The sequence below is a fragment of the Spiroplasma helicoides genome (assembly GCF_001715535.1).
GTDB lineage: Bacteria > Bacillota_I > Bacilli_A > Mycoplasmatales > Mycoplasmataceae > Spiroplasma_A > Spiroplasma_A helicoides.
Genome location: NZ_CP017015.1, coordinates 687,101 through 712,999 on the forward strand (window position 1 = coordinate 687,101; position 25,899 = coordinate 712,999).

Sequence of the window (25,899 nt, forward strand, 5' to 3'; positions counted from 1 at the left end):
TAAAAAAAATAAAAAAACTTTAGTAACTTTTATCGTTTTTTTGTCCTTTTATTATAGCAATTCCACCACTTGTACCTAGTCTTGAAGCACCCGATTCAATCATCCTTATCGCATCTTCATAACTTCTTATTCCGCCAGCAGCCTTAACTAATGCTTTATCTTTTATTGTTTCTTTCATTAGTTTTACATCTTCAAATATTGCACCGTTGGTTGAAAAACCTGTTGATGTTTTCACAAAATCTAATTTAGCTTCAACCGCCAATTCACATGCTTTAATTATTTCATCTTTTTTTAATAAACAATTTTCTAAAATTACCTTAACAATTGAATTTTTAGCAACTTTTTTTACTTGTTGCATATCAAAAAGTACTAAATCTCAATTTTTATCTTTGATAGCTCCAACGTTAATGACCATGTCTATTTCGGTTGCCCCATTTTCAATGGCATTTTTTGTTTCAAATACTTTTGAATCAGTAGTTGATGCCCCTAAAGGAAAACCAACTACAGATGTTATTCCTACATCACTGCCTTTTAAAATTTCAGCAGCTAATTTAACATGGGTTGGATTAACACAAACTGTTGCAAAATTATATTCCATTGCTTCTTTGCATAAATTGATAATATCTTCTTTATTTGCATCTGCTTTTAATAAAGTGTGATCAATATATTTATTTAATTCCATATATCATTTTCTCCTATTTTTCCTTGATTATATTCGACTAAGTTTAATACTCTTATAGTTTCACATGATATATCCAATAAATAATTTCTCAAACTAAAGTTATTTTCGTTAATCATTTTAGAAAAAGATTTGATTTCATATACAAAAGGATTAACATCATCATTTTCATTAAATAATTCAGATGCATTTTTTTCCAGTATTTTTTGCAAACTCATTTTTCTTAAATTAGTACAATCCTTAAATTGTATTGTTGCTTGATCTGATAAAATTTCGTTATAGTTTTTCCCTTTTGCTGCTTTTGAACAAGTAATACTTACAATAACGTCACTTGCATGTTTTAGAATAACGACATCATTTAATCCACTCCCATTTGGAAGCTTTAAACCCATTGATTTAACTTCTTTTACTGGACCAAATAATGATATAGCTAATTCCACAGGATAAACTAACATATCATATGTTGAACCTTTTCCTAATTTAGAATCAAATACAGAATCATAAATACCTTGTTTTACTTTTTCCATTCTAGAAGAATATTGAGTCATACTAAAATTTGCTAAAAAAGGTTGAATTGTTGTACATGCATTTAACAAAGTTGCAAAGTGTGGTAAGTGTACTGTTCTATAAGCCTCCATCAATATAACATCATTTATTTCTGCAATTTCAGCAAGCTCACACGCTTCTTTGTAATCTAATGTTAATGGTTTTTCTAACAAAACATGTTTTTGTTGACTCAAAAAATATTTAGCTTGCTGATAGTGTAGACCGTTTGGTGATGCAATATATATTGCATCTACTTCATCTATCAAAACCTCAAAAGAATCAACTGGTTTTGCCAATAAATCATTTGATTTTATAAATTCCTTAGCACGTTCTTTATTCCTTGAATAACAACATGTGACTTTAAGCTCTTCACTTTCTTTTGTAGCATTAATAAATTTAGTTACAATTTCACTTGTACCTATTGTGCCAACTTTTATCATTGTTACTCCTCCATAAATGGGTTTTTGTCTTTTTTATCTTTAAGTTCAACTTTTTTATTTTCTGATTTTTCAATATTGTTTTCTTTTATAGTTTCATTGATAGCTTCGTTTTTTTCTTGCTCTTTTCTCAAAAATCACATCTTATTAATAAGAGCTTGCTCAGTTATTCTAGAATATGTTTCTAGCAATGAGATTTCTATTCCTATTGCAAAAACTACAAACAAAACAACTGAATCAACTATCAATAAACTCGATCCTGCAAATTCTTTTGCAAAAATAATTATTAGAGTAAAAAATATAACCACTATAAAACTAAAACTATAACAATATGTGTAAATTTTTTCTTTTTTATTAAATTTATGACCTGAGTTTTTATGCATATAATTTCTTATAATCAAATAAGACACGGCACTCATAATTGCTATAAATAAACAAACAACAGCTAGATAATAATAATTTGATACTCAAAAGTCATCATAATTTATTGAGTTTTTAGTTTTTATAGAATATACAATTCCTAATATCCCAATCAAATAAAAGAACAACATTGAAATAGTAAGTAGGTACTTTATTAAAGTGTAAGACTTAGGATTAATATTATTTTTCATATACTATTTTTCCATTAACTACAGTTTTTTGTACATTTAAATTAGCATCTAATACAGTTAAATCAGCTAACTTACCTACCTCAATACTTCCAGTCTTATCAAATATATTTAGCTGTTTGGCAATATTAATAGAAGTCATATAAATTAATTTATTCAATGATAAATTTGGAATTTCTTGCATCATTGTTTTAACATTATGATCATATGTGGCACCTGCACCTGCTAAATTACCATCATTTTTTAAATAGACTTTCATACCTTCTTTAATAACTTCCAAGTTACCAAGTTTATATTCCCCATCAGCTAAACCCTTAGCATTCATAGCATCAGTAATTATACATATTCCTTGATAACCTTTAATCTCATATGTAAATCTTAAAATATCAGGATGTAGATGTATACCATCAGTTATTAACTCACATAAAACATCATTATAATACAATCCAGAAGCTGCCAAACCTGGTCTACGGTGATTTATTTCACTCATTCCGTTATATAAGTGAGTAATATGTCTAATACCAATTTTGTAATCTTTAACAAATTGATCAAAAGTCATATTTGTATGACCTGCAGATGGCAATATATTATTATTTAATAGAAATTGTGTAAAACTTCCATCTTGAAGATCTGGTGCATAAGTTACAATAGCTATATTATTACCGCTTAGTTCCATTAACTCTTTCATTTTTTCGATATTTGGATTTTCTAATAAAGCTAGTTCATGAGCTCCTTTTTTTTCAGGTGAAATAAAAGGTCCCTCCATATGTATACCCAAACACTTAGCTCCATCATTATTTCAATTATTCATAAACACACTAAATGCTTTCATATACTTTTTATTGTTTTCCATTGAGTTTGTAACTGAACCTTGTATATATGATGTTATACCTTCTTGTGGCAATAATTTTGATAACTTATAATAAGCCTCAGTTGTACCAGATTCAAAATCAACACCATATCCACCATGAAGGTGACAATCTATAAAACCAGGTAGTAAACAATTTCCTTCTAAATCAATTCCCTCTTTTTCTGTTAATCCAGAATTTATTGATTTTATCTTAGAATTTTCTACTTCTAATCATCCGTTTTCAATAGTTTCTTTTTCCAAAATTATTTTTGCATTTTTTAAAATCATTTAAAATATCTCCTATAAAAATATTCTATTCCAATTTTAATACAATAACCATTATTTTTTTGTTCTTGTAAATCCTACTAAAGAAATTAAAGATAAAAATATTGATATAAAAGGTCAAGTTAGAGAAACTCAAACAGGATAAGTCATTTCTTCTCTAAATAAAATTCAATAGTTTAATTGAATAAATATTATTGCTATATTAAAAATAATAATTTGGTTAAACATTGTTTTATTATAGTTAAATACTCTTATTTTGACAATCTTCATGTATGCAATAATTAATGGTATAAATCCTAAAGGTAATATTAGTGCTGCAAAAATTGTTATAAATATTTGTGTTTGATTTTTGTAAGGATGAATAAAACCAGGAAATATTATTGAAACAACAAAAACAATAAAAGCAATTCAAAATCATGGATTTTTAATTAAATTAGATCAATACTCTTTTTTAGAATCAATTCTTAAATTATGCAATCAATTAGAAAATCTTGAACTTGAATTATCTCTATTTGAAATTATTGAAGCTAAAAATATTGGTAGTATTAATAAAATTATTGCAAAAAGCAATGGCATAATTACAGCAGAAATAATAGCTGAAGCACCAACTAAATTATTATGTAAATCACCAGGATTATTGATATTACTATTTTCAAAACCATTTTTCATTATTTCATTGATACCACCATCAATGAAATATTTATATGCAGTTAAATATGAGAAAATATGATGACTTGAGTTTCCATTTAAAAAAGTAAGATAGTTTTTCATATCAGAATCTACGCTATTCAATGAGTTTTCAATAATAGATGTAGTTATTATTCCAATCAAAGCAAATAATGAAAAAAGTGAAATAAATACTATCAAAAGAATTTTTACTGTAATATACATATTTCTGTATTCATATTCTCTTCTAATTTTTTCGATAAAAATTAGAATAATTTGTTGCAGTGCACTTACACCAAATATTATTCCGAATATCGGTATGATAAAAGCTCATAATAAAGTTAAAACAACTGCCGAAAAAGAGTGAATTGCAGTCATTGTTGATAAACCTTCAACACCCATTATAAAATATGCAAGATCTAGCTTGTTGCTTATGTGAGATTTACATTTTTCAGCAAAATTGAAAATTTCGCTTGATGAAGAATATTCTTTTATTCTGTTAAATTCATCATCTACATTAACTGATGAAGCAATAATAAAACAAGCCACTATTAAAGAAAAAAATATTGCTGTAGAAATTATCATAAATGAAAATGATATCTTATGACGTCTCATTATATACTCCTTTTTTATTATTATAACTATATTTCATCAAAAATATTTTTTATTCTTTCTTGTAGTGTTGTAAATCTTTTTATCGGGTCATTTAAACAAGCCTTTATAAAAGTAGTTTTAGAACTCACAATAAACAGTTTCTTCTTAGCTCTTGTGACAGCTGTATATAGCATTTTATTATTTAAAAAAATATTTGACATTTTATTACTGCTGTCCAAAACTAAAATAACCAAATCATATTCACTACCTTGTGTTTTGTGGATACTACATGCATAATTTAATTCTATTTTAGATATTTGATTTGTAGCAATTTCTTTTACTTGATCATTAAAGTTAGTGATTACTTTTTTAAACTTTTTATTATCAAACAATATATCACTTATGTATCCCACATCACCATTGGACAGCATCATAATTGGATCATTTTCTGTAAACATTATTTTGTCTTTGATTCTAAAAATAGTATTACCTCTTTTATATTCAACTTTATTTGTATTGATAATATTTTGTATTTTATTGTTTAAAATACTAATACCTAAGTCTTCTTTATACATTGGGGCGATTATTTGTATTTTATTAATTTCTTCGTCTAAATTTGAGGGTCTATTTATAGTATAGATTTCAATTATTTTTTTAAGTGCTTGATTTGTGTCATCAATAAAAAATGTTTCAACATTATTTGTATCATCAAAGTCAAACTCTTGTATTTTTTTATTTTTAATAGCTGTTGCAATATCTACAATTGAATTTTTTTCGCTATTTGTAATTTGTCTATTATTTACAGATAAATTTGTAATAGAAAATTTACAGCTTTCTATTAAATCTTCAAAAACATTACCATAGTCAACACTTGGTAGCTGTTGTACATCTCCAACAAGTACAAACTTTTCAATTCCAGAAACTCCATCTAAGAGAGAAGAAAATAATTTACTATCAATCATTGAAGACTCATCTACAATTAATAGTGTTTTATTCAACTGTCTTTCACTGTTATATTCAAAATTATTATTACCAATGTATTTTAATAATCTATGAATCGTTGAAGAATGATAGCCTGATTGATCTCTTATTCTACTTGCTGCCCTTCCGGTTGGAGCAACGATTGCATAATTAGAGTCATTATAAATTATTTCATAAAACTTTATTATTCCCATAATCAAAGTAGTCTTTCCTGTACCTGGACCACCAGTAATTATGCTTACATTGTTTTCATAAAAATTTTTTAATGCTAGTCTTTGTTCAATATTGTAAGTAAAATTTTCAGCTCCTATTTTAGAACCTACAAATTTTTCAACTTCTACTAAACATTTTTCAAAGTCTATTTCTCTTAATTCAACATTATTTTTTTCTATATCAAAAAGTTTGTTTGCTATATTATTTTCATTTTCATAACTTTCTTTTGTATAAACTCTTTTATTTTCAAAATACAATATTTTATTTTTTTTGGCATATTGAAGTTTTTTGTCTATATCTTCATTTTGAATTAGTAAATAGTTTTTTATATTTTTTCTTAGTTCATCTAATGTAAAACTAGTATTTCCAGACTTTCTCAACAACTCATTACCAATATTATAAGCAATTCATGAAACTCTCATTTCACTAGATTCATCAACACCAAAAGCTAGTGCTACTTTATCTACTTCCAAAAAAGGTGAATAGTTATTCATATATGCATATTCATAAAAACTATTTTTTAAAACATCTTTAAGTTCATTTTTATCAATAAAGTCTTTTTGCATTCTATTATAAAATTCTAACTTCAGTCCATAGTTTTTAAAAGTGTTTAAAATATCATCATCTTGAAAATTTTCCCTTATTACATCATAGATAATCATCGCTTTTTCTTCAGTCATGTCAGGAACATCTAAAAGACTTTTTTTATTATTTAAAATTTTTTCAAATATGTTAGTTTCATAAAAATCTACAATTGATTTTGCAAGGTCTTTTCCAATTGTAGGAAATAAAGAAGAAGAAATATATTTTATATAAAAATCTTTGTTAAATTTCTTAACTTGTTCAATAGTACTTACTACAAAACTTGTTTGATTTCTTTTTTTGTCAGTGACTATTTCCCCTTCTAGTTCGTAAACTACCCCTATTTTCATAATTGATATATCACCTGTTATAATCAAAGATCTTTTATCATTGTCAATTAAATTAAAAACTGCAACACCATATGCATCATTGTTATAAATATAGTTTTTAATTTTTCCTTTTACTTTTATCATTCTTTTTTCCTTTTTTGTTTTTATCTAAAAAATCTATTACTATATAATAAATTTGTTTTAAAGATAAATTCCCATCTACAACTAACTTTTTTGCTTTACTAATTGACAGCTTAATATTAAAAAAATTTTGTTTTTTTTCGTATTCTTCTATATCTCTAGCTAAACTAAAATATTTCTCATCATATTTTTTACTTACTTCTTTATTTATTGATTCGTAGAATTGATTTCTCATTTCTTTATCATTCAATCAAATCATTCTATTTTCTTCATCCACTTTTAAAAAAATTATAAAATCACATTTATAGTGACCAGATGTAAATCAGTCATCAACATAACCATCAACTATGTAACAATTTTCATATTTAATATCGTTAATATAACTTTCAATTCTATCATCAAAATTGTCAATCAATAAATATCTATCTGTTTCAATATATTTGAAACTTAACTTTTTAGACAAATATCTTGCCAATTGTGATTTACCTGAGCATGTGTGTCCTAGTATTTGAATCTTCATACATAACCTCAAAAGTATTTTACATAAAAAAATACCAAAATTGGTATTTTAAATTAAATCATCTAAATCTATTATTAGTTCTTCTGTTTTTTCATCATTTATATTTATAGTTTTTTTATCTTTTGATTCCGCTTTTTTTACTTGTGGTTTTTCTTCTGAAGTTTTATTACCATTTGTTGTTATTTCTTCTTCATCTACACCACTTCCGTCATCACCACTTTTAGGAGATGGAGGTAAATCGCCATTTTTAATAATATATTGTCTTTCTAATGATGTTGTTAAGATTTCGGCCATGTCTAAATCTTCAGAAACACTTTCTAAATCAGCGTATTTAAAGTTTTTTACATTTTGTTGAGTCAAGTTATCTTCAACATCTAGTATATTAACTATGTCTTTGGAATTTACATTATATAAAAAAGTTACATAGTCTGGATTTTTTTTATTTGTTGGATACAATCGAACCCCTCGTTTTGGTCTTGCCATTAAAGGTATTAAATTGTGATCTATTTTTTTTACATTACCATTACTTGTCAATATCAAAACATCTTCTGAATCAAATGACTTACCTGCAATAATATCTTCATCTTTAACTACAGTTGATTTTACACCTTTTGCATTTGGCCCTGCACTTGGAATATCTGTTATATCATATCTAACAGCATATCCCGTTTTTGTTACCATAGTTACAAACTTTGTTTTACTTGTTACTAGTGAAGCAGAAACCAATTCATCATCTGCAGCTAATTTGATAATTCTAAATGACTTAGAGAACATTTTTGTTTGCAGTTCTTCAACAGGTGTTCTTTTGATTAAACCATTTTTTGTTGCTAAAAGAATTTCTTGTTTAGCATTTTCGAACTTATGAACCACAAAGGCTGCTAGCAGTTTTTCATTTTGACCTGTCATTTGTGCAACAGTATTTAAGTGAACTCCTGTTTCTTTTCACTTACTTGTTTTGATTCTATAAACTGGAATAGAATAATATGTACCAGCACTAGATACCAATAAAAGATAGTCTAAACTTGATGCAGGAAAATTAGCTATTCATATATCGTTTGGTTTTCTTTTAAATTCTGTCATAGAGAATTTTCCTAAATTAGAATCTTCAATTGCTTTGATATAACCATCTTGTGAAATTCAAATAGAGTAATCTTTTTCTACAATTGTTTCTTTTATTTCTATATCAATATTTTCAATTTCATCTACTATTTGACTTCTTCTAGGTATATTAAATTCTTCTTTTGCTTTTTTAAGTTCTAAAATAATTTCCTTATTTAAAACATTCTCATCACCTAATATTGATTCAAACTTAGCGATCATTTTAACCAACTCAGCTTTTTCTTCTTCTAATTTTAAAATGTCTGTTGAAGTCAATCGATATAGTCTTAAATCTACAATAGCAGTTGATTGAGTTTCTGTAAAATCAAATTTGTTAATTAAATTTTGAATAGCATCTGATCTATTATTAGATTTTCTAATTGTATCAATAACCTCATCAAGAATTGAAATAGCTTTAATTAAACCATCAATTATTTCTAATCTTTTTTTAGATTTATCTAAATCAAATTGTGTTTTTCTTGTAAAGACTTCTTGGTAATGAACAATATAGGCTTTTAAAATATTAATCAACCCAAGTTGTTTTGGTTGCTTATCAACTATAACAACATTATTGTAATTATAAGAAACTTGAAGTGGAGTATTTTTCAATAAAAACTTTCTTGTGATTTCATAATCAGCTTTTTCTGATAATTCTACAACAATTCTTAAACCCGTTCTATCAGTTTCATCTCTAACTTCTTTTATGTCAATTGAGTTATTTGAATCAGCAGCTTCACCAATTTTTCTAACTAAATCTTGCTTAACAATTTCATAAGGAATTTCATCAATAACTATATTGTTATCTTCTTTATGCATTTTTGATTGTAATATAACTCTACCCTTACCAGTTTCAAAAGCATTTTGAATTCCTTCTTTGCTCATAACAATAGCACCAGTTGGAAAGTCTGGTCCTTTAACAATTTTCATAATTTCAGATAGATTTATATTTGGTTTTTTTATCGTTTCAATTGTTGCATCAATAATTTCTCCCAAGTTATGTGGAGGCATATTTGTTGCATAACCAGCCGCTATACCTGTTGAACCGTTAACTAAAATATTTGGAAAGTATCCAGGTAAAACAGTTGGTTCTTTTTCTGAATCATCAAAATTTGGTGCGAATAAAACTGTATTTTTTTGTAAATCATTTAATAATAAACTTGTTATTCGAGACAGTCTTGCCTCAGTATAACGCATAGCAGCAGCGCTATCTCCGTCAATAGAACCATTATTACCATGCATATCAACTAATGGTACATTTAATTTTCAATGTTGACTCATTCTAACTAAAGCATCATATACCGATGTATCACCATGAGGGTGATATTTACCAATAACATCTCCAACTATACGTGCTGATTTTTTGTATGGTTTGTCATGAGTTAGATTGATTTCATTCATAGCATATAAAACTCTTCTTTGAACTGGTTTCAAACCATCTCTTACATCTGGTAGAGCTCTTTCCTGAATTATATACTTAGCATATCTACCAAATCTATCACCCATTAAATCTTCTAGAGAGTAATTCAATATACCTTTTTCTTTATTATCTGCTGCCATATTTTATTTCCTTCCCAAAATTAATTAGTTGGTATTTCTATTTTATCTTTGTCTAAAAAATCCATTAAATTTAAACTTTTCATTGTTTCGTTTCCTTCAGGAGTTAGTAGCCATAACTTATTTGAAGCTCCACGTTTGTATAGATTTGGTTCATTTTTTGCGATCATTGCTCTTGAAAGTTCTAATAACTGTTTTGAAGTATCTTGAATCATTCTCACTAAATTATAGACTGTTCCACATCCTTTTTGAGCTTCCAAACTTATTGATAAATTAATTTCGTTAATTTTTTTAGCATTCTGAAGCTGATTAGGAAATGCATCTGTTGCATAAGAACTAAAATTATAATTTATTTTATCGCTTGTTCCAAAATTACATATATATCTTGGCATACCCTCTATTTTTTTTAATTGAGTTTCCATATATCTAATTTCAGCAGTGATTTCATCTATTAACTCTATTATTTCAAATGACTTCATACCAACAATTTCAAACTCACTGTTATGGTGTATTCTAACTTTTCTAAAATCTAAAAAAACACTAAATAAATCTAATCTAGTTGATGAGATTATTTTAGATATTTCAGGATTATTTAAAAGTTTCTCTCCACTTACTGGGTCTAAAAAATAGCGATCTTTATAGTCATCGTAAACAAGCAATCCTACATGAGGTTTTGCTAAATCTCTTGCCTTTTTCATTGTTTCTTTTGCTTTTTCTATTAATCTATTAATAGTTTTAATAAGTCAATTAGCATCATTGTCGTTATTGATATCTATAAAAACTGACTCTTCACTATATGCTGCTGTAAAAAGTTCATGCGCATCATCATCTGTATTTTTTAACTCAAAATACAAAAAATGTTTTTCTATTTTATAAGTAAATGAAAAACTATTAAAAACACCAAAACGTTTAATGTCTTTGTTTATTTTGTTATACTCTTCAAATTTTTCCATAAATGCTTTTACTTTTGTTTCGTAACTCATTTGATTGCTCATAATACACCTCGCTCACTAATTATAATTATGCTTCTACATAATCAATGTTATCTTCTAATGTAAATTTAACATTTTCTTCAATTCATTCTTTTCTTTTTTCAGCATTGTCACCCATTAATGTTCTAAATGTAGTTTCAGCACCCAAAGCATCATCTATTGTAACTTGAATTAATTTTCTTTGTTCTGGGTCCATTGTTGTTTCTCATAACTGATCGGCATTCATTTCACCAAGACCTTTGTAACGTTGAATTTCAACCTTTGATTTTGCTTTTTTCATATATTTTGATAGTTCATCCTCTGTTCAAAGATACACAAAGTCTTTTTTATTTCCTTGACTTACTTTAAACAATGGTGGCATGGCTATGTAAACTTTTTTATTTGTAATAAGTTCTTTCATATATCTATAAAAGAATGTTAATAGTAATGTTTGAATATGTGCTCCATCAGTATCGGCATCAGTCATAATAATTATTTTTCCATAATTTACTTCATCAAGTTCAAATTCACTCCCCATACCTGCCCCAATAGCATTAATGATTGTTGTAATTTCTTCATTTTTTAATAAATCTATCAACTTTGTTTTTTCAGCGTTTATAACTTTACCTCTAAGTGGTAATATAGCCTGAAATTTTCTATCTCTACCAGATTTTGCGCTTCCTCCAGCTGAATCTCCTTCAACTAGAAATAACTCATTTTGTTCCTTGTTCTTACCTTGTGCTGGAGTTAACTTTCCAAGCATAGTCTTTCCTCTACTCTTAGATTTTTGATCTCTAACAGCTTGTCTAGCTTTTCTTGCTTCATCTCTAGCTTTTCTTGCTAATAAGGCTTTTTCAATTATTTCTAATGCAATGGTTTTGTTTTCTTGCAATCAAAAACCAAATATTTGTTCAGTAATTTTTTCACAAGCTGTTTTTGCTTCACTGGTTCCTAATTTTCCTTTTGTTTGACCTTCATATTGAATAAGATTCTCAGGAACTTTCACTGTTACAATTGCTATTAAACCTTCTTTTACATCACTTGAGTCAAGTCTTTTATCCTTCAAAACACCTTGTTGTCTACCATATTCATTTAATGCTTTTAATAAACCAGTTCTAAAACCTGTTACATGAGTTCCACCATCACTAGTTTTAACATTATTTGCAAAACCAACTACATTTTCTGCAAAATCATTAGTATATGTTAATGCAATCTCAACTTCAATGTCCAAATCCTGACCTTTTATAAGAATAGGATTACATAAGTTTTTTTGACTACCTCTAAGCTCATTTACAAATTCAATTAATCCATTTTCATATTTGTATTCAACAAACTTGTTACTTCTTTCATCTTTTAAAGATATTTTTAATCCTGAATTTAATAAAGCTGATTCTTTTAGTCTCTCACTTATTGTTGAAAAAGAAAATTTTGTAGTACTAAACATAGTTTCATCCGGAGTAAAGTTAACTTCAGTACCAGTTTGTTTAGAATTTCCAGTTGTTTTTAAAGGACTTACTAGCTTACCTCCATTTGCAAACTTAATTTTTGAAATAACTCCATCTCTATAAATGGTTACTTGAAATTTTGATGATAAAGCATTAACAACAGATGAACCAACACCGTGTAAACCACCACTAGTTTTATACCCATCACCACCAAACTTTCCTCCAGCATGAAGAACAGAAAAAATTATTTCAGGAGTTGATTGATTAGTTCCTTTATACATACCAATAGGTACACCACGTCCATTATCCCTAACAGTTAGTGAGCCATCTTTTTCAATGGTTACATTTATTTCATTACAAAATCCAGCCAATGACTCATCAATTGAGTTATCAACTATTTCTCATACTAAATGGTGTAACCCCCTAGCATCTGTTGACCCAATATACATACCCGGTCTTTTTCTAACTGCTTCTAAACCTTCCAAAATTTGAATACTATCTTCGTTATAATTTAATTCATTTTTTGATTCTGCCATAATAATTCCCTTTCTTACCATTGTAATAACAATCAACAATGTTATGTTTAGTTTATTGCCCCATTTACCACAAATAATATATTGGTTTTTTGATAAAGTCAAATTTTTTTTAAATGTCTTTTTTATTATAGAATAAAACTATTTTTTTTACCAAAAATCATAAAAAAAATGCTTTTTTAAAGCAAAGAATGAATATATTTATTTTTTATCTATCAAACTTCTTATTTTTGTAGCTATTAAATCAACCGCAATACTATTACCTTCATAATAAGGTACTATTATATCAGCATAATCAATTGAAGGTTCTACAAAAAACTTATACATAGGTCTTACTGTTTTAAGATATTGACTAACAACATGCTTTAAATCTCTATTTCTTTCATAAATATCTCTTTCTAACCTTCTAATAAATCTAATATCGTCATCTGTTCTTATAAAAATTTTGATATCTGCTCTTTTTCTAATTTCTTCAATATGTAATGATAATATTCCATCCAAAATTATCACATCACTTGCTTTTGTTGTAACTGTTTCTCCTGACTGTGCATGTGTTTTAAAATCATAAATTGGCGTTTCCACATCTTTGCCACCTTTTAACATGTCTAAATGCTTACAAATTAATTCAATATCTAATGAATTGGGATGATCAAAATTTAAATTTTGTTTCTCTTCGAAACTTAAATCAGTAAAATTCTTATAGTAATTATCCATTGATAAATGAGATACAGATTCATCTTTTAAAATTTCATTTGCAATTTTAGTTGCAACGGTTGTTTTTCCACTAGCACTACCACCAGCAATAATTATAATCGTAACTTTTTTCATACAATTTCCTCTTTAAAATTTTAACAAACTTTAATTTATTTTTTTCTTAAATAAAAATATTTTTCAATATTTTTTTTGTAAAATGAGTTTGGAGGAAGCAATATGTCAAATAAAGTTTTAGTTATTTCAGGAACAATAAGTCCTGAAGAAAAATCGTTTTCTTTAGCATTATCAAGACGTTTTGTTAAAGAGTATTGTGAATTAAATCCTAATGATGAAATTATTTACTTAGATTTAAATAATGAGCAAATGGCGCAAAAAACTTTAACAAGAAATAATATGTCTACTTTTTTTAATGAAGAAGATTCAATAAAATATATCGAACAATTAAAATCAGTTAATAAAGTTATTATTTCAAGCCCAATGAATAACTTTTCAGTTAGTGCTCTAATAAAAAATTATTTAGATCACGTTTTATTAGCTGAAAAAACATTTTCATACAAATATAGTAAAAAAGATGGATCTGTTGGGTTATTAGACCACTTATCTGTTCAAATTTTAACTACTCAGGGTGCACCAGTTGGATGATATCCATTTGGTGATCATACAGCATTTTTAAAAGGAACATGAGAGTTTATGGGAGCTAAAGTTAATGAGCCAATTTTATTTGCTGGCACAAAATTAGCACCTGTTTCTACATCAAATCCAGATGAAGCAATCGATGAATTGTCAGATAAAATCAAAGACGCAGCTAAAAAATTTTAAATGAGTTAATAAAAACTCATTTTTTTGTTTAATATAGTCTTGTAGAATATTAATAAGGAGATAAATATGTACGCATTTGATTATGATGATATACAGTTAATACCAGGTCTTTGTGTGGTAAATTCAAGAAGTGAATGTGACACTTCAATTAAATTAGGTAATTATACTTTCAAAATGCCTGTTGTTCCAGCTAATATGGCTTCTGTTGTAAACGAAGAATTATGTATAATGTTAGCTGAACAAGGATATTTTTACGTGATGCATAGATTTAATGTAGATTCTTTAAAGTTTACAAAAATGATGAAAGAAAAAGGTTTAATCGCATCAATATCTGTGGGAGTTAAAAAAGAAGATTATGATTTAATTGATAAATTAACCAAAGAAGATTTGATTCCTGAGTTTATTACAATTGATATAGCTCATGGACATTCTTTAAATGTAAAAAAAATGATTGATCATATTAGAAAGTCTATGAAAAATCAAACTTTTATTATAGCAGGTAATGTTGGGACGCCACATGCCGTAAGAGACTTAGAATATTGAGGGGCAGATGCAACAAAAGTTGGTGTTGGTCCAGGTAAAGTATGTATTACTAAGTTAAAAACTGGATTTGGTACTGGTGGTTGACAATTAGGAGCTGTTAAATGATGTAGTAAAGTTGCAACAAAACCAATAATAGCCGATGGTGGGATAAGAGTTAATGGAGATATTGCTAAATCAATACGTTTCGGAGCAACTATGTGTATGATTGGCAGCTTATTTGCAGCACATGAAGAGTCGCCTGGAAAAAATATTACTGTTGATGGAGTTTTATTTAAAGAATATTATGGTAGTGCTAGTGAGTATAATAAAGGTGAAAAAAGATATGTTGAAGGTAAAAAAGAGCTCATTAAGGTAAGAGGTAAATTACTTGAAACATATAAAGAAATGAATGAAGATCTTCAATCTTCGATATCTTATTCTGGAGGCACAAAAGTAAAAGATATTAAAAAAGTTGATTATGTTATTTTAAAAACAAGTAATTTTTAGTTTATTTGATATAAAATAATTATGAGGTGGTTATATGAATAAATGTCAAAATGAAGGTTGTTCAAATGATATTAATGCGCAAGATCCTAAAAGAATCTATGTGTATGATGAAAAAATTGAAGATGAAATAGCAGTTTCAGTTTGCGATCAATGTTATAAAAAAAGTAAAGATGAAGAAAATGATATTGACTGAAGTCATTCAGTTGATGATCAAGAAGAATAAAAACACTATATATTGCTAAGTGTGGCAAAATATAGTGTTTTTTTATTATAAAAATTCAAGTTCAAAATAATTGCTTATTACTTCAAAGTAATGATTAAAAAATCTTTTATCTAAATCTTCGTTTTCAAATTCTTCAACAGTTCTCTTTTTTAATAATTCAATTATCATTTTAGTTTCTTTTACTAATGTATTATTTTGAATTAATAAAGTAATATTGGGGTTTTTATTTAAAATAGATTTAGTTTTTGTAATTTTACAATCAAATATGAATAAAAACATCATTTCATTTACTATATTATAGTTTTTTTCATCTACATATATCAAAGCTATTGGTATATTTGATAAAAATCTATTTTCAATCATATTTATAACTTCTAAAATTTTGTTTTTATTTTTGAATCCATAGTCTTCTTCTCTTAAACACATAGCAATTTCGTGTAAATTTGGATATTGATTAATATCGGTAAATCTTCTACCTTTTCTTAAATCCGTTAAAAGTTCTATTTTCTCTTTTAGCAAAGAAATATAATCAATATTTACAAAAGAATAATATTTTAGAACTCAATATAAAAAACAAAGTTCGTTAAAATATTTTTTAGTGTCTTCTTCGGTAAAGTGAAAATCATATGACCTTTTAAGTCATTTTTCAACTATTAATAAATCTTCGTTTATTGTTTCTATTAATTTCAAATTTTTTATTTTTTCAAGTTTAATAAAATTTTTTATTTGTATATTGTTATGTTCATAAGTTTTAAAGTTTTTTTGTAAGTCATAAATATTCCCAAAGATTTTTTTGAAACTTATTTTTTGGTCTTTTTGATCTAACTTATCATTGTTAATAGTACATAATATTATTATATGTGGAGCAATTAATGATATAGATTCAAAAAAGTCATACCCTACTTTAATTTTGCTTTTTTCAAGATCAAATAAATTATCAAAACAGATTATAGTTCTAATTCCAAAATCATTTAAAAACTTATCAAAACTTTTGATAATAGTTAGCAAGTTTTCTTTTTGAAAATCTTTATCCTTTGTTCTATGATTGACATTAAATTTTAAATCAATATCATAACCTGTATTATTTTTTTTGATTTTATTAACTGATTTAATGTTATTTTCTTTTGAAAACTTGTACAAAAATTTTGCTCCAATAAATTCAGATATATTCAAAAGTATGTTGCCTAAAAAATTTTTAAGCAGGTCTTTACCATTTATAAATTTTTTGAAATCAAAATCAACTCTTACAAATCCTTCTCTTGCCAACCTAAAAGCAACTTCTTCCATAAGAATTGTTTTTCCAGATGAGTTTGGCCCATCAATTCCAATAATTCCTCTATATTGTGTATAAATTTCAGAAATAATTTTTCTGACAACCATTTCTCCATTTACTTTATCAAAATTTTTATTTTTATACATATTGTTATTTCCTCAAAAAAACAATTTCTTTATTTAAAGAAATTGTTTCCTTTATTAAATCCTGCAAAAAACTTCATTTTTAGATATTCTTGACCCATATTTGGATTTTCAAATCTAAATTTATTCAAGGCTGAATAAAGTGCTTTTTCTTCATCAGATAAAAATTCAAAATATTGTTTAGTGAATAAGACATTGTCTGTTAATATCAATGCACAATTTGATGCAAATGATGCTTCAAATTTTGGTTTTGCTTTAATTATTTTTAGATATTGTTTAAAGAAATTATCAACTCTAATATTTTTTTTATTATATACATAAAAAATTAAAGAGTTTGTTCTATCATTTTCTATACTCATGGTTGCAGTGTTTTCTTCTACATAGATATTATTTATTGAGTTTACCAAACCAAAATCATCTGGAGAAATTTGTGGATATAAAACATCCAAAACTTTAATTTCATGAGAACTTGGAACATCAAGTCTTATAACTTTTAAATTTGTGTTTTTTTGTAAATTTTTTATATAACCTTCTAATGTTTTTACAATTGATTTCAACTGATTTGATATTTTTTTAATTCTATAAACCAGTAAAGCTTTATATCCTTCATCTTTCATTGAAAGATAGTTTTCTAAAAATTCTTCTCTTATTGTTTCTAACTCTACTCTTAAAATAAAAGTTCTATGCAAAATAGGTAATAAATGAGTATTTAACACATCTTCTTCAGAACTTTGTTTTGATAAATTTAATGAAGAAATGTTTTTATAGTGATTTTTACATAAACCATAAAATTTAAAATGATCTTTTGTAACTTGTTGAAAAAAATTTTGTCCGATTTTGAAATTATTGTCAAAGGGGTTAATTCTATTGGTAGTTACAAACTCATCCTTTTCAAAATCTATATTGTACAATTTGCATTCTATAGACTTTTCTGCACAATTTGGATAATGACACACTTCTTGATTAGCTATCATTTCATAGTGTTTTTTATATAATTCACTTATATAAATAAGATATGATTCATAATCCTTATTATTTATTAGTGCTTTTTCTAAACTTATATGATCTTTTTCTTCATTTTCTGGTTTCAATAAGTTTTTACAACATTCCTTGTATGTTTTTGCGCTTAAGCAAAAACATAATTCATTGTTAGAAAATGTAAAAAAATTGTATCCATTTTTTTGCAAAAAACTTATATTATCATTATCTAAAAAATAATTTTCAAGTATTGAATTAACAAAGTTCTGTGCTTCTTCATCAGTGATATTAATATTTTTAGCTTGTTTGTACAATTCGACTCTATCTGTAAGTTCTATCAAACTATTTTCTTTTTCTGATTTTTGCATATTTTTTACCTCTTTTTTTATTATAATCATAAATAATCTACTTGTAAATTAAAGTTATTAGGTTTATTTTAATAAAAAAACAAGAATATGTATTCTTGTTTTTTTATTACTTTTTAAGCCCTTTTCTTTGGATAATTGCTTACCATTTTTTGTTGTTCTTTTGCTCAGGCTATTGCAGCCTTTTTCTTTTCTTCTATTTTTTTCATTATTTCTGCTTCTTTTTCTTTTAATTTTTTTTCTTGTTCTTTTAATTTTCTAGCACTTTGAACTTTAATTTCTCTTTCACGAATTCTTGCATTTTCAGCAATTTTTTTAGCTTCTCTTATGCTTTCTAATTCTTCATTTTTAATTCTTTGTTCTTCGGCTTTAACTTGCTCTTTATATGCTTTTAACTCATTTAATTCTGCTCTTTCATCTTCTTCGCTAAAATCAAATTTTACTTCTTCAGAACCAAAAAGATTTATTGATTGATAATGCTCTTTTAATAATACAGGTTTTATTTTGTCATCTACAAACTCTTTTTCAATTATTTTCTTACTTAGCTCTTCAGGAATATTTATATCAAATTTAAATTTATCTAAAAAATTCATGTTGGTTAAAGGTCTTAAACAATTTTCTTTGTGAATAATTTGTCTGATCTCGTATATATCATTAGATGTTTTTGCAGCATATGCTCATTGTAAATCTTTAAAATAACATTCAAACAATAATTCTAGAAAGTCAAAGCGTATTTCTTTATTTTCTCTCAAAATCGCTACTTTATCTAAAAGCTCATTTAAATCACGGTTTCTATAAAAAAGTTCAGCTTCATCACCATAATTTATAACGTCTCCATCATCAATGTTATAAAGTATTCTACCTATTTTTTTGATAAACTCTTCATCATATCTAAATGTTGATTTAATAACATCTAAATATTTTCTATGGTCTTTTAATTGATTAGGACTTACATCCATAGATCTATATTCAAAGTACTTATCTCTTAATTGACCCGCAGCATTCATTCCTGCTACTTGTATAAGTGTTCTTTTAGAAGAATTTGATTTTATAAATTTTTCATAATGACTACCTAGCGCAAATGTAGTGTCATTCTTTACATTTTCAGCAGGTACTAATGAAACAATTGGGAAAATGTATGGATAAACACATTTTATTGAATAATATCATGCAAATGATTTTTGTTCTCTACCTACTAATGGAATAGCTAATTTATTCAACTCTGCTAATTCATCTTCATCAAGAACAATCAAAGCATCCATTTGTAAATCCATATCAGATATTTTTCTTGCGAACTTTGGATAGTATTTTTCAAAACTATTTGTTAGTCTCATTCACTCACCATTGAAAATATTTCTGATAATAGCAAATTGATCTAAACTATAGAAATTACCCTTTTTTAAATATCCATTGTCATCAAAAACAAAATCCTGCTTACCAGGATTTATAAAGTTTTTTACAATTATTTTTTTAACCTGCATACACATTCTCCTTTATTCAAACTATTTGTAGTAATTATAGCAAAAAAAAAGTTAAATTTAAAGGGTATCTTAAAACCAATTAAACAACTTTTTTAGGTAATAATTTAGTTTGCTTTTTATATATTTCACTCAAAAAATCTAAAACATCTCTTCAAACCATTTCTTTTTTAACTTCATTCAATATTTCATGTCGCATATTCAAATATAATCTAATTTTTGAGTTAAGATTATTTTTTAAGTATAATTTTTGTAATTTTTGTGGGCCTTTACCAAAATTACCTACACTATCTTCTTTACCTGAAATTATAAAAATTGGTAGATTTTTAGGTATTTTACTTATTGATTCATCAGTTTGAATTTCTAATAATCCTGTGAATAAATCTTTGAAAGCTGAGCTTGTAAATATTTGACCAGATAATTGGTCATTTACAAAGTTTTTAACAACCTCTTGATCTGAACACAACCATTCAGCACCTGTTTTTCCAAATTTTTTAAATTTATTATTAAGCGGTTTATAACTAAGTTTTCATACAAATTTATCTATATACTTACTTCCATATTTTTTTTGATTTTTTGTAGCAAAACTTTTACCAAAATTAAGAATAAAATTAGAGTAAATTGCTGTACCTACCAAAATTGCTCCATCAATAGTTTCACCATATTTACTTATATATGATCTTGCCATAAAACTTCCCATTGAATGTCCAATAATAACAATTTTGTGTTTTTCATATTTTTTACTTATATAATCATTTATTATTTTTAAATCATTTATTATTGTCTCCCAACCATTTTCATCAGCAAAATAACCTAATTCAGAATCTTCTATACTTGCAGTCTTTCCATGTCCTCTATGGTCTGAACTAACAACAATTCAACCATTTTTATTCAAATAATTTACAAAGTTTTCATATCTTAGAGAATGTTCAGCGCTTCCATGAACTAAATGAATTATTCCTAAAGGTTTATTTACTTGATCTCATACATAAGTGTGTAACTGCTTTTTATCAAAACTTTCAATTTTTATTTCTTTCATAAATACCTCTTTTTATTATTTTATATTATACACTTAAATAAAAAGGTAAAAAGATTTTGAAATATAACAATTTTGATTTAAAATAGTATTAATGTGTGAGGTAAAAAAATGAGTAATTTTAGAAGAAGAATGGCAACTACTTGAAATTTAATAATAAGCGCAGTAGTTGCAATGATTTTAACTTTAAGTTTTTATTTTTTAGAAACAAGAACTGGGTATACAGAAATTTTTGGTATTCTTTACATAACTTGGGATGCAATATTTTTAATTATATTAACTTTTTTTCACAAATTAAGTAAAGGTTTTAAATACACACTTTATATTATCTTTTTTGCCTATCCAAACTTTATGTTTTGTTTAAGTTATATTTCAATTAATATTTTTACAATAAGAAGAGCTGGTCCAGATTATGTTGCAACAATAGAATATATCCAATTTGTTGTACTTTCAATATGAGTCTTGTATTTAGTGTTTAATTTCATTTCAGTCATATTGGCAAGTACAGTTAATGAACCAAGATGATGAACATTGATATTATTAGTAGATTTTGGTCCTGGTGGGGAATATAAAAGAAGAGAAAGAGTAGATCAATATTTAGAAAGCAAATAAAAATGAGTTAAAAATATTAATAAATATTTTTAACTCAACTAAATAGTTTTGTAAATAATTCAAAATCATAAGTTATTTTTTTTATCAAATTTATTTTAAAATCATCTATTTTTAAATAATTTTTATTTTTTAATGCACACAACTCATCATTGATTATCTTTGTTTCTTTATCTTTGTTGAAAACTCATCAATCAGAATAAAAGTAATTTTTAATTATTTCCACTTTATTAAAGCCATTTGAATCTATATTTTCAAATGAGTCTATATATTTTGGTGTTAAAAACTTTGCCCCTCTTATATCACTTGAGTTTACATTAATTGAAAAATGATTATTAAAATAAATTGATTCAGTTTGGTAATTATCTTTTTTTGACTTTTTTTTACTTATTTGTATACCTATATAATCATCTTCATGTTTATCATTATTCAAAAAAATTGCTGCACTTTGAATATAATCAATTTTTTTTGTTCTGTGCACATTACCTTTACTATCGGTTGTTATGACTTCATAAATAAATTTTTTTGTTTTATTAATCATGAACTTTAATTTATGATCTTTATACAAAAGCGAAAAGCTATTTAAGTTCTCATTATATTCCAACTGTTTTTTTTCACTTCAACATTTATGTGGTTCTTCGTTATAAATGTCTTTTTCAGCAACATAATTTATAATGCTAATATTAAAATCGCTCACATTATTGTCATTATAATATTTATCAAAAAAAAGTTGATATGTGCTTGATATAAAATTGCTTTCAACTAAATATTGTGCAAACTGATAATCTTCACCCATATTTTTATTTTTCTTTAATCGCATAGACAAATATATATAAATAAATCCAAAAGCAGAAAATAAAGTTCCTATAACAGCAAATACTAGTGTAATTTTTAATTTAGTATCAAATTCAACCAATTCATAGTATACGAAAGCTGCTATAAGTAATAAAATGCCAATTGTTAAATATGAAGCTCCAATATAGATTCTTTTATATATTTTTTTTGACACCAAGATCAATTTATCTAATAATGTTTTTACTTGATTATCATTATTTATTTTATTAGAAATAGTTTCATCCAAAAAATTTCATTGTTTTAAATCAAAATTGTCAGAATTATTAAATAGTTTCATCTATATACCTCTACAAACTATTGATCCAAAATAGGATCTAAAAATTCTACTTGGTTGTCTACTTTTAACTTTTTGATAATAATTATACCACCAAATAAAAAATATACTGCAATCATCAAATATAAAACAATAGACAAAATTTGCTGCTCAGATCTAAATGCTGTAAATGCACCAATTAGAGAAAAAACTCCAATAACAATAGATATAATAGCTCCTGCTTTATTTAGTTTTGGTCTATCTTTAAATATCAAAAATGCAACACATAATAAAATTAGAAAATCAGATAAAACTGATATAAACACTACAAAATAAAATACAGTATTTGCAAATATTTGATCATATCTGTTTTGAGAATTTCTGATAACTTCATTTAATTTATCTTTTAGAGTTATAATTGATAATACTTGACATATAAAAAGCCCGAATGAACCAACACATACTAGAGCTTTACCTTCTTTCATAAAATACCTCTTTTCTTTATTTTTTTAATTTTGGTTTTAAAATTCTTAGCTGAGGTAAAAATTTATCCAATTCTTCATTTAAATCATGATTATCTTCTCGACCAACAACTATAGAAACAACAGCTAATGAGATTGATAACATAAAATATAAATCACAATAGCTTCTGTACATTTCCATTCTTTTTTTATACTTTTCAATATATTTATCTGATTTTTCAAACTCTAACCCACTGCTTATAGCTGTTATAGGTGTAAAATTAAAAGTTTTAATATATAGAAGAAAATCATCAACCAATGCCCTAAAATTATCTTTATAATTTGTTCTAGACATTTTTAATAAGAAGTTATTAAACTTGTTCAAAGCATTTTCTTTTTCTTCATCCATCTTAGAATCTTTATATAAATTAATACTTAATTTAGAGAAATAATCAACTGCTCTCATACATGATTCTAGTACTTTATTTCCATCTTTTTTGATATCGATATTCATACTTATTAAATAAAATTTTTCAAAATCAGATTTTAATTTACAATAAAGCATAAATGCAGCATAATTTATACTTAAAAAATACAAAGGTGTAAAAATATATAAACCACAATCTTTTTTTGTCTTTAAACTTTTAAAATTTTTTTCTATTTCTCTTCCAAAATATTCAACTTCTTCCATATCTTTTATGTTTGAATATTTTAAAAATGTATTTTCAAAATCTTGGTTATATTCAAAAACTTCTTTTCAATTATCTTTGAAATCTAAAAATGATATGTTATAGATTTTTAACATTAATTTTTTCAAATCGATCATATTTTTCATCATAAACCAATCCTTAACTATTTTAATTATACATATTCCTTTTAAATAATATAATAAATATTTTTTTATACCCTTTTCTTTTTTTGTATATTTCTTACGATAAATCAAACCACTAAAACTGATAATATAATAGAAATTCCAATAGAAATATAAATCAAAGCATTTAAATGATTGGTTTCACTAGATGAATCATTTGATGTTTTATCAGTATCATTGCTTGATTTTGGTGGAACTCCAGTTTCTGTTCCACTAGAAACGTTTTTATCATCTATAAAACTTGGGTTCTTATCTTCAAAATATTTACCCTTATAAAGACTGTTGTATAAATAGTATTGAGTATCATCTTTATTTCTATAAGAATTAATTCTTCCACCAAATGCATCTAATGCATGTCCCATCTCATGAACTATTGTGTTAAACATTTCTGGACTTGAGAATCAACCTACAGTATATTGAGAATTATAATCTTTGTATAATAAACTCCTACCAGTTATAACTATATATGAATTATTAATAGTGTTAGGGTTTGATTGACCTTCTGTTAATGTATATCCCAATACCCCTTCTAAATTTTTACCATCATCACTTTCCAATGGATAATCAGGAGAAATTATTAATGCATAAATAACTTTATAAACTCAGCTTTCATTTTTTATAATTGAATAAAGATAATTATATAACTTCAAAACAACAGCCTTTAATCGATATGTTGTATCACTAGTTCAACTACCAATATAATCAACATTTTTAGAAAATCCTCTAGTATACTTGGCTTCGATTGCACTAAATAAACTCGAAAGTCAAATCATACTATTTTGATTAGCGTCTTTAATACTATCTTTTAATTTTTCATTTAAGTCATTATAGTCTTTAAAAAAACTAGTGTTGAAATTTTTAAATTCTGTTAATGAAGATTCGCTAGCTTTTGTAAATGAGTCATTCATCCATTTATTTAAAATCAAACTTATTGATCCATTTAAATTATTTTTGCTTAAATTACAATCAGATAGTATTCTAGTTGATGCATTCTGATAATATGTGCTTGTTTGTCAACCAACATAATTTAAATTTTCATATCCTAAATTAAGATCGCTAGTTTTATCACTCAATTCCAAATTATATTTTGTAGAAATACTTGATAAAACATTTTGTTTAATATCATTTTGTTTATCAACAAGCATACCACCATTATCAATCAACTTTGGCATAACATTTAGGAAAAAATTATTAGTAACTTCTCAACTTTTATTTTTTATTGCATCAGGTGTAAGTAATCATTTTGCAAATGCCTCTGCAAAAAACTCCCTATCATTTGTTGAACCATAAACACTTATATTAAAAGTTGATGCAATGTAATTTTGAATAACATGAGAACTTATATAATTGTTTTGATCATTAGTAATAGAATTTATTCAAGAATTGAAAGTGTTTAATGATTTTGCTGATATGTCTGTAACACTATTAGCATAATAATATTTAAGAATTCTTCCGTAAAACATAAATTTATTTACGCTGATATTACCAGATAAATCATATTCATTTATAAGTAAATCTTTATAATTATAACTTTCTTGCTTTGTTGAAATATTTTTTAAATCATTTCGAGAGCTTTGATAAATACAATTTTTAGTTACTAAAAAAACTTGGGAGTAACTACTAAACGTCAACGAAAATGAAATAAAAAACTTAGAAACTCATAAAATCATTTTAACACCTATTTTCTAGATATTATTATATAGAATAAAATAAAAAAATGAATCTATAAATATTGATTCATTTTTGATGTTTTACAAATA

General features: G+C 25.6%; 23 protein-coding genes. 4 read left to right on the plus strand and 19 right to left on the minus strand.

Features of this window, described 5'->3' with window-relative positions:
• Nucleotides 1-19: 19 nt before the first annotated feature.
• The 11 genes from deoC to udk form a co-directional block, all read right to left on the minus strand.
• Nucleotides 20-682 (minus strand): deoxyribose-phosphate aldolase, encoded by a 663-nt coding sequence (gene deoC / locus SHELI_RS03080; RefSeq protein ID WP_069116583.1) that lies wholly within the window; start codon nucleotides 680-682, stop codon nucleotides 20-22.
• Nucleotides 673-1,665, minus strand: a complete 993-nt coding sequence (locus SHELI_RS03085; protein WP_069116585.1) for a Gfo/Idh/MocA family protein — start codon at nucleotides 1,663-1,665, stop codon at nucleotides 673-675. The genes deoC and SHELI_RS03085 overlap by 10 nt, the downstream gene beginning before the upstream one ends.
• A gap of 2 nt (nucleotides 1,666-1,667) precedes the next feature.
• Nucleotides 1,668-2,273, minus strand: a complete 606-nt coding sequence (locus SHELI_RS03090; protein WP_069116586.1) for a hypothetical protein — start codon at nucleotides 2,271-2,273, stop codon at nucleotides 1,668-1,670.
• On the minus strand, nucleotides 2,263-3,408 hold the full coding sequence (gene nagA / locus SHELI_RS03095) for an N-acetylglucosamine-6-phosphate deacetylase (protein ID WP_069116587.1): 1,146 nt from the start codon (nucleotides 3,406-3,408) through the stop codon (nucleotides 2,263-2,265). Before nagA ends, SHELI_RS03090 begins: the two co-directional genes overlap by 11 nt.
• Nucleotides 3,409-3,459: 51 nt before the next feature.
• On the minus strand, nucleotides 3,460-4,686 hold the full coding sequence (scm1, locus tag SHELI_RS03100; RefSeq protein WP_069116588.1) for a motility-associated protein Scm1: 1,227 nt from the start codon (nucleotides 4,684-4,686) through the stop codon (nucleotides 3,460-3,462).
• Nucleotides 4,687-4,712: 26 nt separating this feature from the next.
• Nucleotides 4,713-6,914, minus strand: coding sequence for an SF1B family DNA helicase RecD2 (gene recD2, locus SHELI_RS03105; protein WP_069116589.1), 2,202 nt, complete (start codon nucleotides 6,912-6,914; stop codon nucleotides 4,713-4,715).
• Nucleotides 6,889-7,431 (minus strand): P-loop NTPase family protein, encoded by a 543-nt coding sequence (locus SHELI_RS03110; protein ID WP_069116591.1) that lies wholly within the window; start codon nucleotides 7,429-7,431, stop codon nucleotides 6,889-6,891. The genes recD2 and SHELI_RS03110 overlap by 26 nt, the downstream gene beginning before the upstream one ends.
• 48 nt (nucleotides 7,432-7,479) lie before the next feature.
• The gene (gene parC / locus SHELI_RS03115) at nucleotides 7,480-10,086 is read right to left on the minus strand and encodes a DNA topoisomerase IV subunit A (protein WP_069116593.1); all 2,607 of its coding nucleotides are present in this window, start codon (nucleotides 10,084-10,086) and stop codon (nucleotides 7,480-7,482) included.
• 20 nt (nucleotides 10,087-10,106) lie between these two features.
• Nucleotides 10,107-11,066, minus strand: coding sequence for a hypothetical protein (locus tag SHELI_RS03120; RefSeq protein ID WP_232306371.1), 960 nt, complete (start codon nucleotides 11,064-11,066; stop codon nucleotides 10,107-10,109).
• A gap of 37 nt (nucleotides 11,067-11,103) precedes the next feature.
• Nucleotides 11,104-13,035, minus strand: a complete 1,932-nt coding sequence (parE, locus tag SHELI_RS03125; protein WP_069116597.1) for a DNA topoisomerase IV subunit B — start codon at nucleotides 13,033-13,035, stop codon at nucleotides 11,104-11,106.
• A 198-nt stretch (nucleotides 13,036-13,233) separates the two neighbouring features.
• Complete coding sequence (udk, locus tag SHELI_RS03130; protein ID WP_069116599.1) at nucleotides 13,234-13,860, minus strand: uridine kinase; 627 nt, start codon at nucleotides 13,858-13,860, stop codon at nucleotides 13,234-13,236.
• 102 nt (nucleotides 13,861-13,962) lie between these two features.
• Here udk and SHELI_RS03135 point away from each other — a divergent pair, with 102 nt between their 5' ends.
• From SHELI_RS03135 to SHELI_RS03145, 3 genes are all read left to right on the plus strand, one after another.
• A complete protein-coding gene (locus SHELI_RS03135) occupies nucleotides 13,963-14,565 on the plus strand; it encodes an FMN-dependent NADH-azoreductase (RefSeq protein WP_069116601.1) in 603 nt (200 codons plus the stop codon).
• Between the two features lie 66 nt (nucleotides 14,566-14,631).
• Nucleotides 14,632-15,594, plus strand: coding sequence for a GMP reductase (locus SHELI_RS03140; protein WP_069116603.1), 963 nt, complete (start codon nucleotides 14,632-14,634; stop codon nucleotides 15,592-15,594).
• Between the two features lie 34 nt (nucleotides 15,595-15,628).
• A complete protein-coding gene (locus SHELI_RS03145; RefSeq protein ID WP_069116605.1) occupies nucleotides 15,629-15,817 on the plus strand; it encodes a hypothetical protein in 189 nt (62 codons plus the stop codon).
• Nucleotides 15,818-15,862: 45 nt separating this feature from the next.
• On the opposite strand, the gene SHELI_RS03150 is transcribed toward SHELI_RS03145, so the two are convergent.
• The 4 genes from SHELI_RS03150 to SHELI_RS03165 form a co-directional block, all read right to left on the minus strand.
• The gene (locus SHELI_RS03150) at nucleotides 15,863-17,236 is read right to left on the minus strand and encodes an ATP-binding protein (RefSeq protein WP_069116607.1); all 1,374 of its coding nucleotides are present in this window, start codon (nucleotides 17,234-17,236) and stop codon (nucleotides 15,863-15,865) included.
• Nucleotides 17,237-17,265: 29 nt separating this feature from the next.
• Nucleotides 17,266-18,579, minus strand: a complete 1,314-nt coding sequence (locus SHELI_RS03155) for an SEC-C metal-binding domain-containing protein (protein WP_069116609.1) — start codon at nucleotides 18,577-18,579, stop codon at nucleotides 17,266-17,268.
• Between the two features lie 113 nt (nucleotides 18,580-18,692).
• Nucleotides 18,693-20,057 carry a hypothetical protein gene (locus SHELI_RS03160; protein WP_069116611.1) on the minus strand — a complete coding sequence of 455 codons (1,365 nt, stop codon included), beginning with the start codon at nucleotides 20,055-20,057 and terminating at the stop codon, nucleotides 18,693-18,695.
• Between the two features lie 79 nt (nucleotides 20,058-20,136).
• On the minus strand, nucleotides 20,137-21,093 hold the full coding sequence (locus tag SHELI_RS03165; RefSeq protein WP_069116613.1) for an alpha/beta fold hydrolase: 957 nt from the start codon (nucleotides 21,091-21,093) through the stop codon (nucleotides 20,137-20,139).
• 108 nt (nucleotides 21,094-21,201) lie between these two features.
• On the opposite strand from SHELI_RS03165, the gene SHELI_RS03170 reads away from it, so the two are divergent.
• Nucleotides 21,202-21,702 carry a hypothetical protein gene (locus tag SHELI_RS03170; protein WP_069116615.1) on the plus strand — a complete coding sequence of 167 codons (501 nt, stop codon included), beginning with the start codon at nucleotides 21,202-21,204 and terminating at the stop codon, nucleotides 21,700-21,702.
• 16 nt (nucleotides 21,703-21,718) lie between these two features.
• Here the strand turns inward: SHELI_RS03170 and SHELI_RS03175 are convergent, their stop codons facing one another.
• From SHELI_RS03175 to SHELI_RS03190, 4 genes are all read right to left on the minus strand, one after another.
• Nucleotides 21,719-22,831: a hypothetical protein gene (locus SHELI_RS03175; protein ID WP_069116616.1), complete on the minus strand. Its 1,113-nt coding sequence runs from the start codon at nucleotides 22,829-22,831 to the stop codon at nucleotides 21,719-21,721.
• A 17-nt stretch (nucleotides 22,832-22,848) separates the two neighbouring features.
• The gene (locus SHELI_RS03180) at nucleotides 22,849-23,292 is read right to left on the minus strand and encodes a hypothetical protein (protein ID WP_069116618.1); all 444 of its coding nucleotides are present in this window, start codon (nucleotides 23,290-23,292) and stop codon (nucleotides 22,849-22,851) included.
• A gap of 16 nt (nucleotides 23,293-23,308) precedes the next feature.
• Nucleotides 23,309-24,103: a hypothetical protein gene (locus SHELI_RS03185; RefSeq protein ID WP_157087583.1), complete on the minus strand. Its 795-nt coding sequence runs from the start codon at nucleotides 24,101-24,103 to the stop codon at nucleotides 23,309-23,311.
• A gap of 65 nt (nucleotides 24,104-24,168) precedes the next feature.
• Complete coding sequence (locus tag SHELI_RS03190) at nucleotides 24,169-25,809, minus strand: hypothetical protein (protein ID WP_069116622.1); 1,641 nt, start codon at nucleotides 25,807-25,809, stop codon at nucleotides 24,169-24,171.
• Nucleotides 25,810-25,899 lie beyond the last annotated feature (90 nt).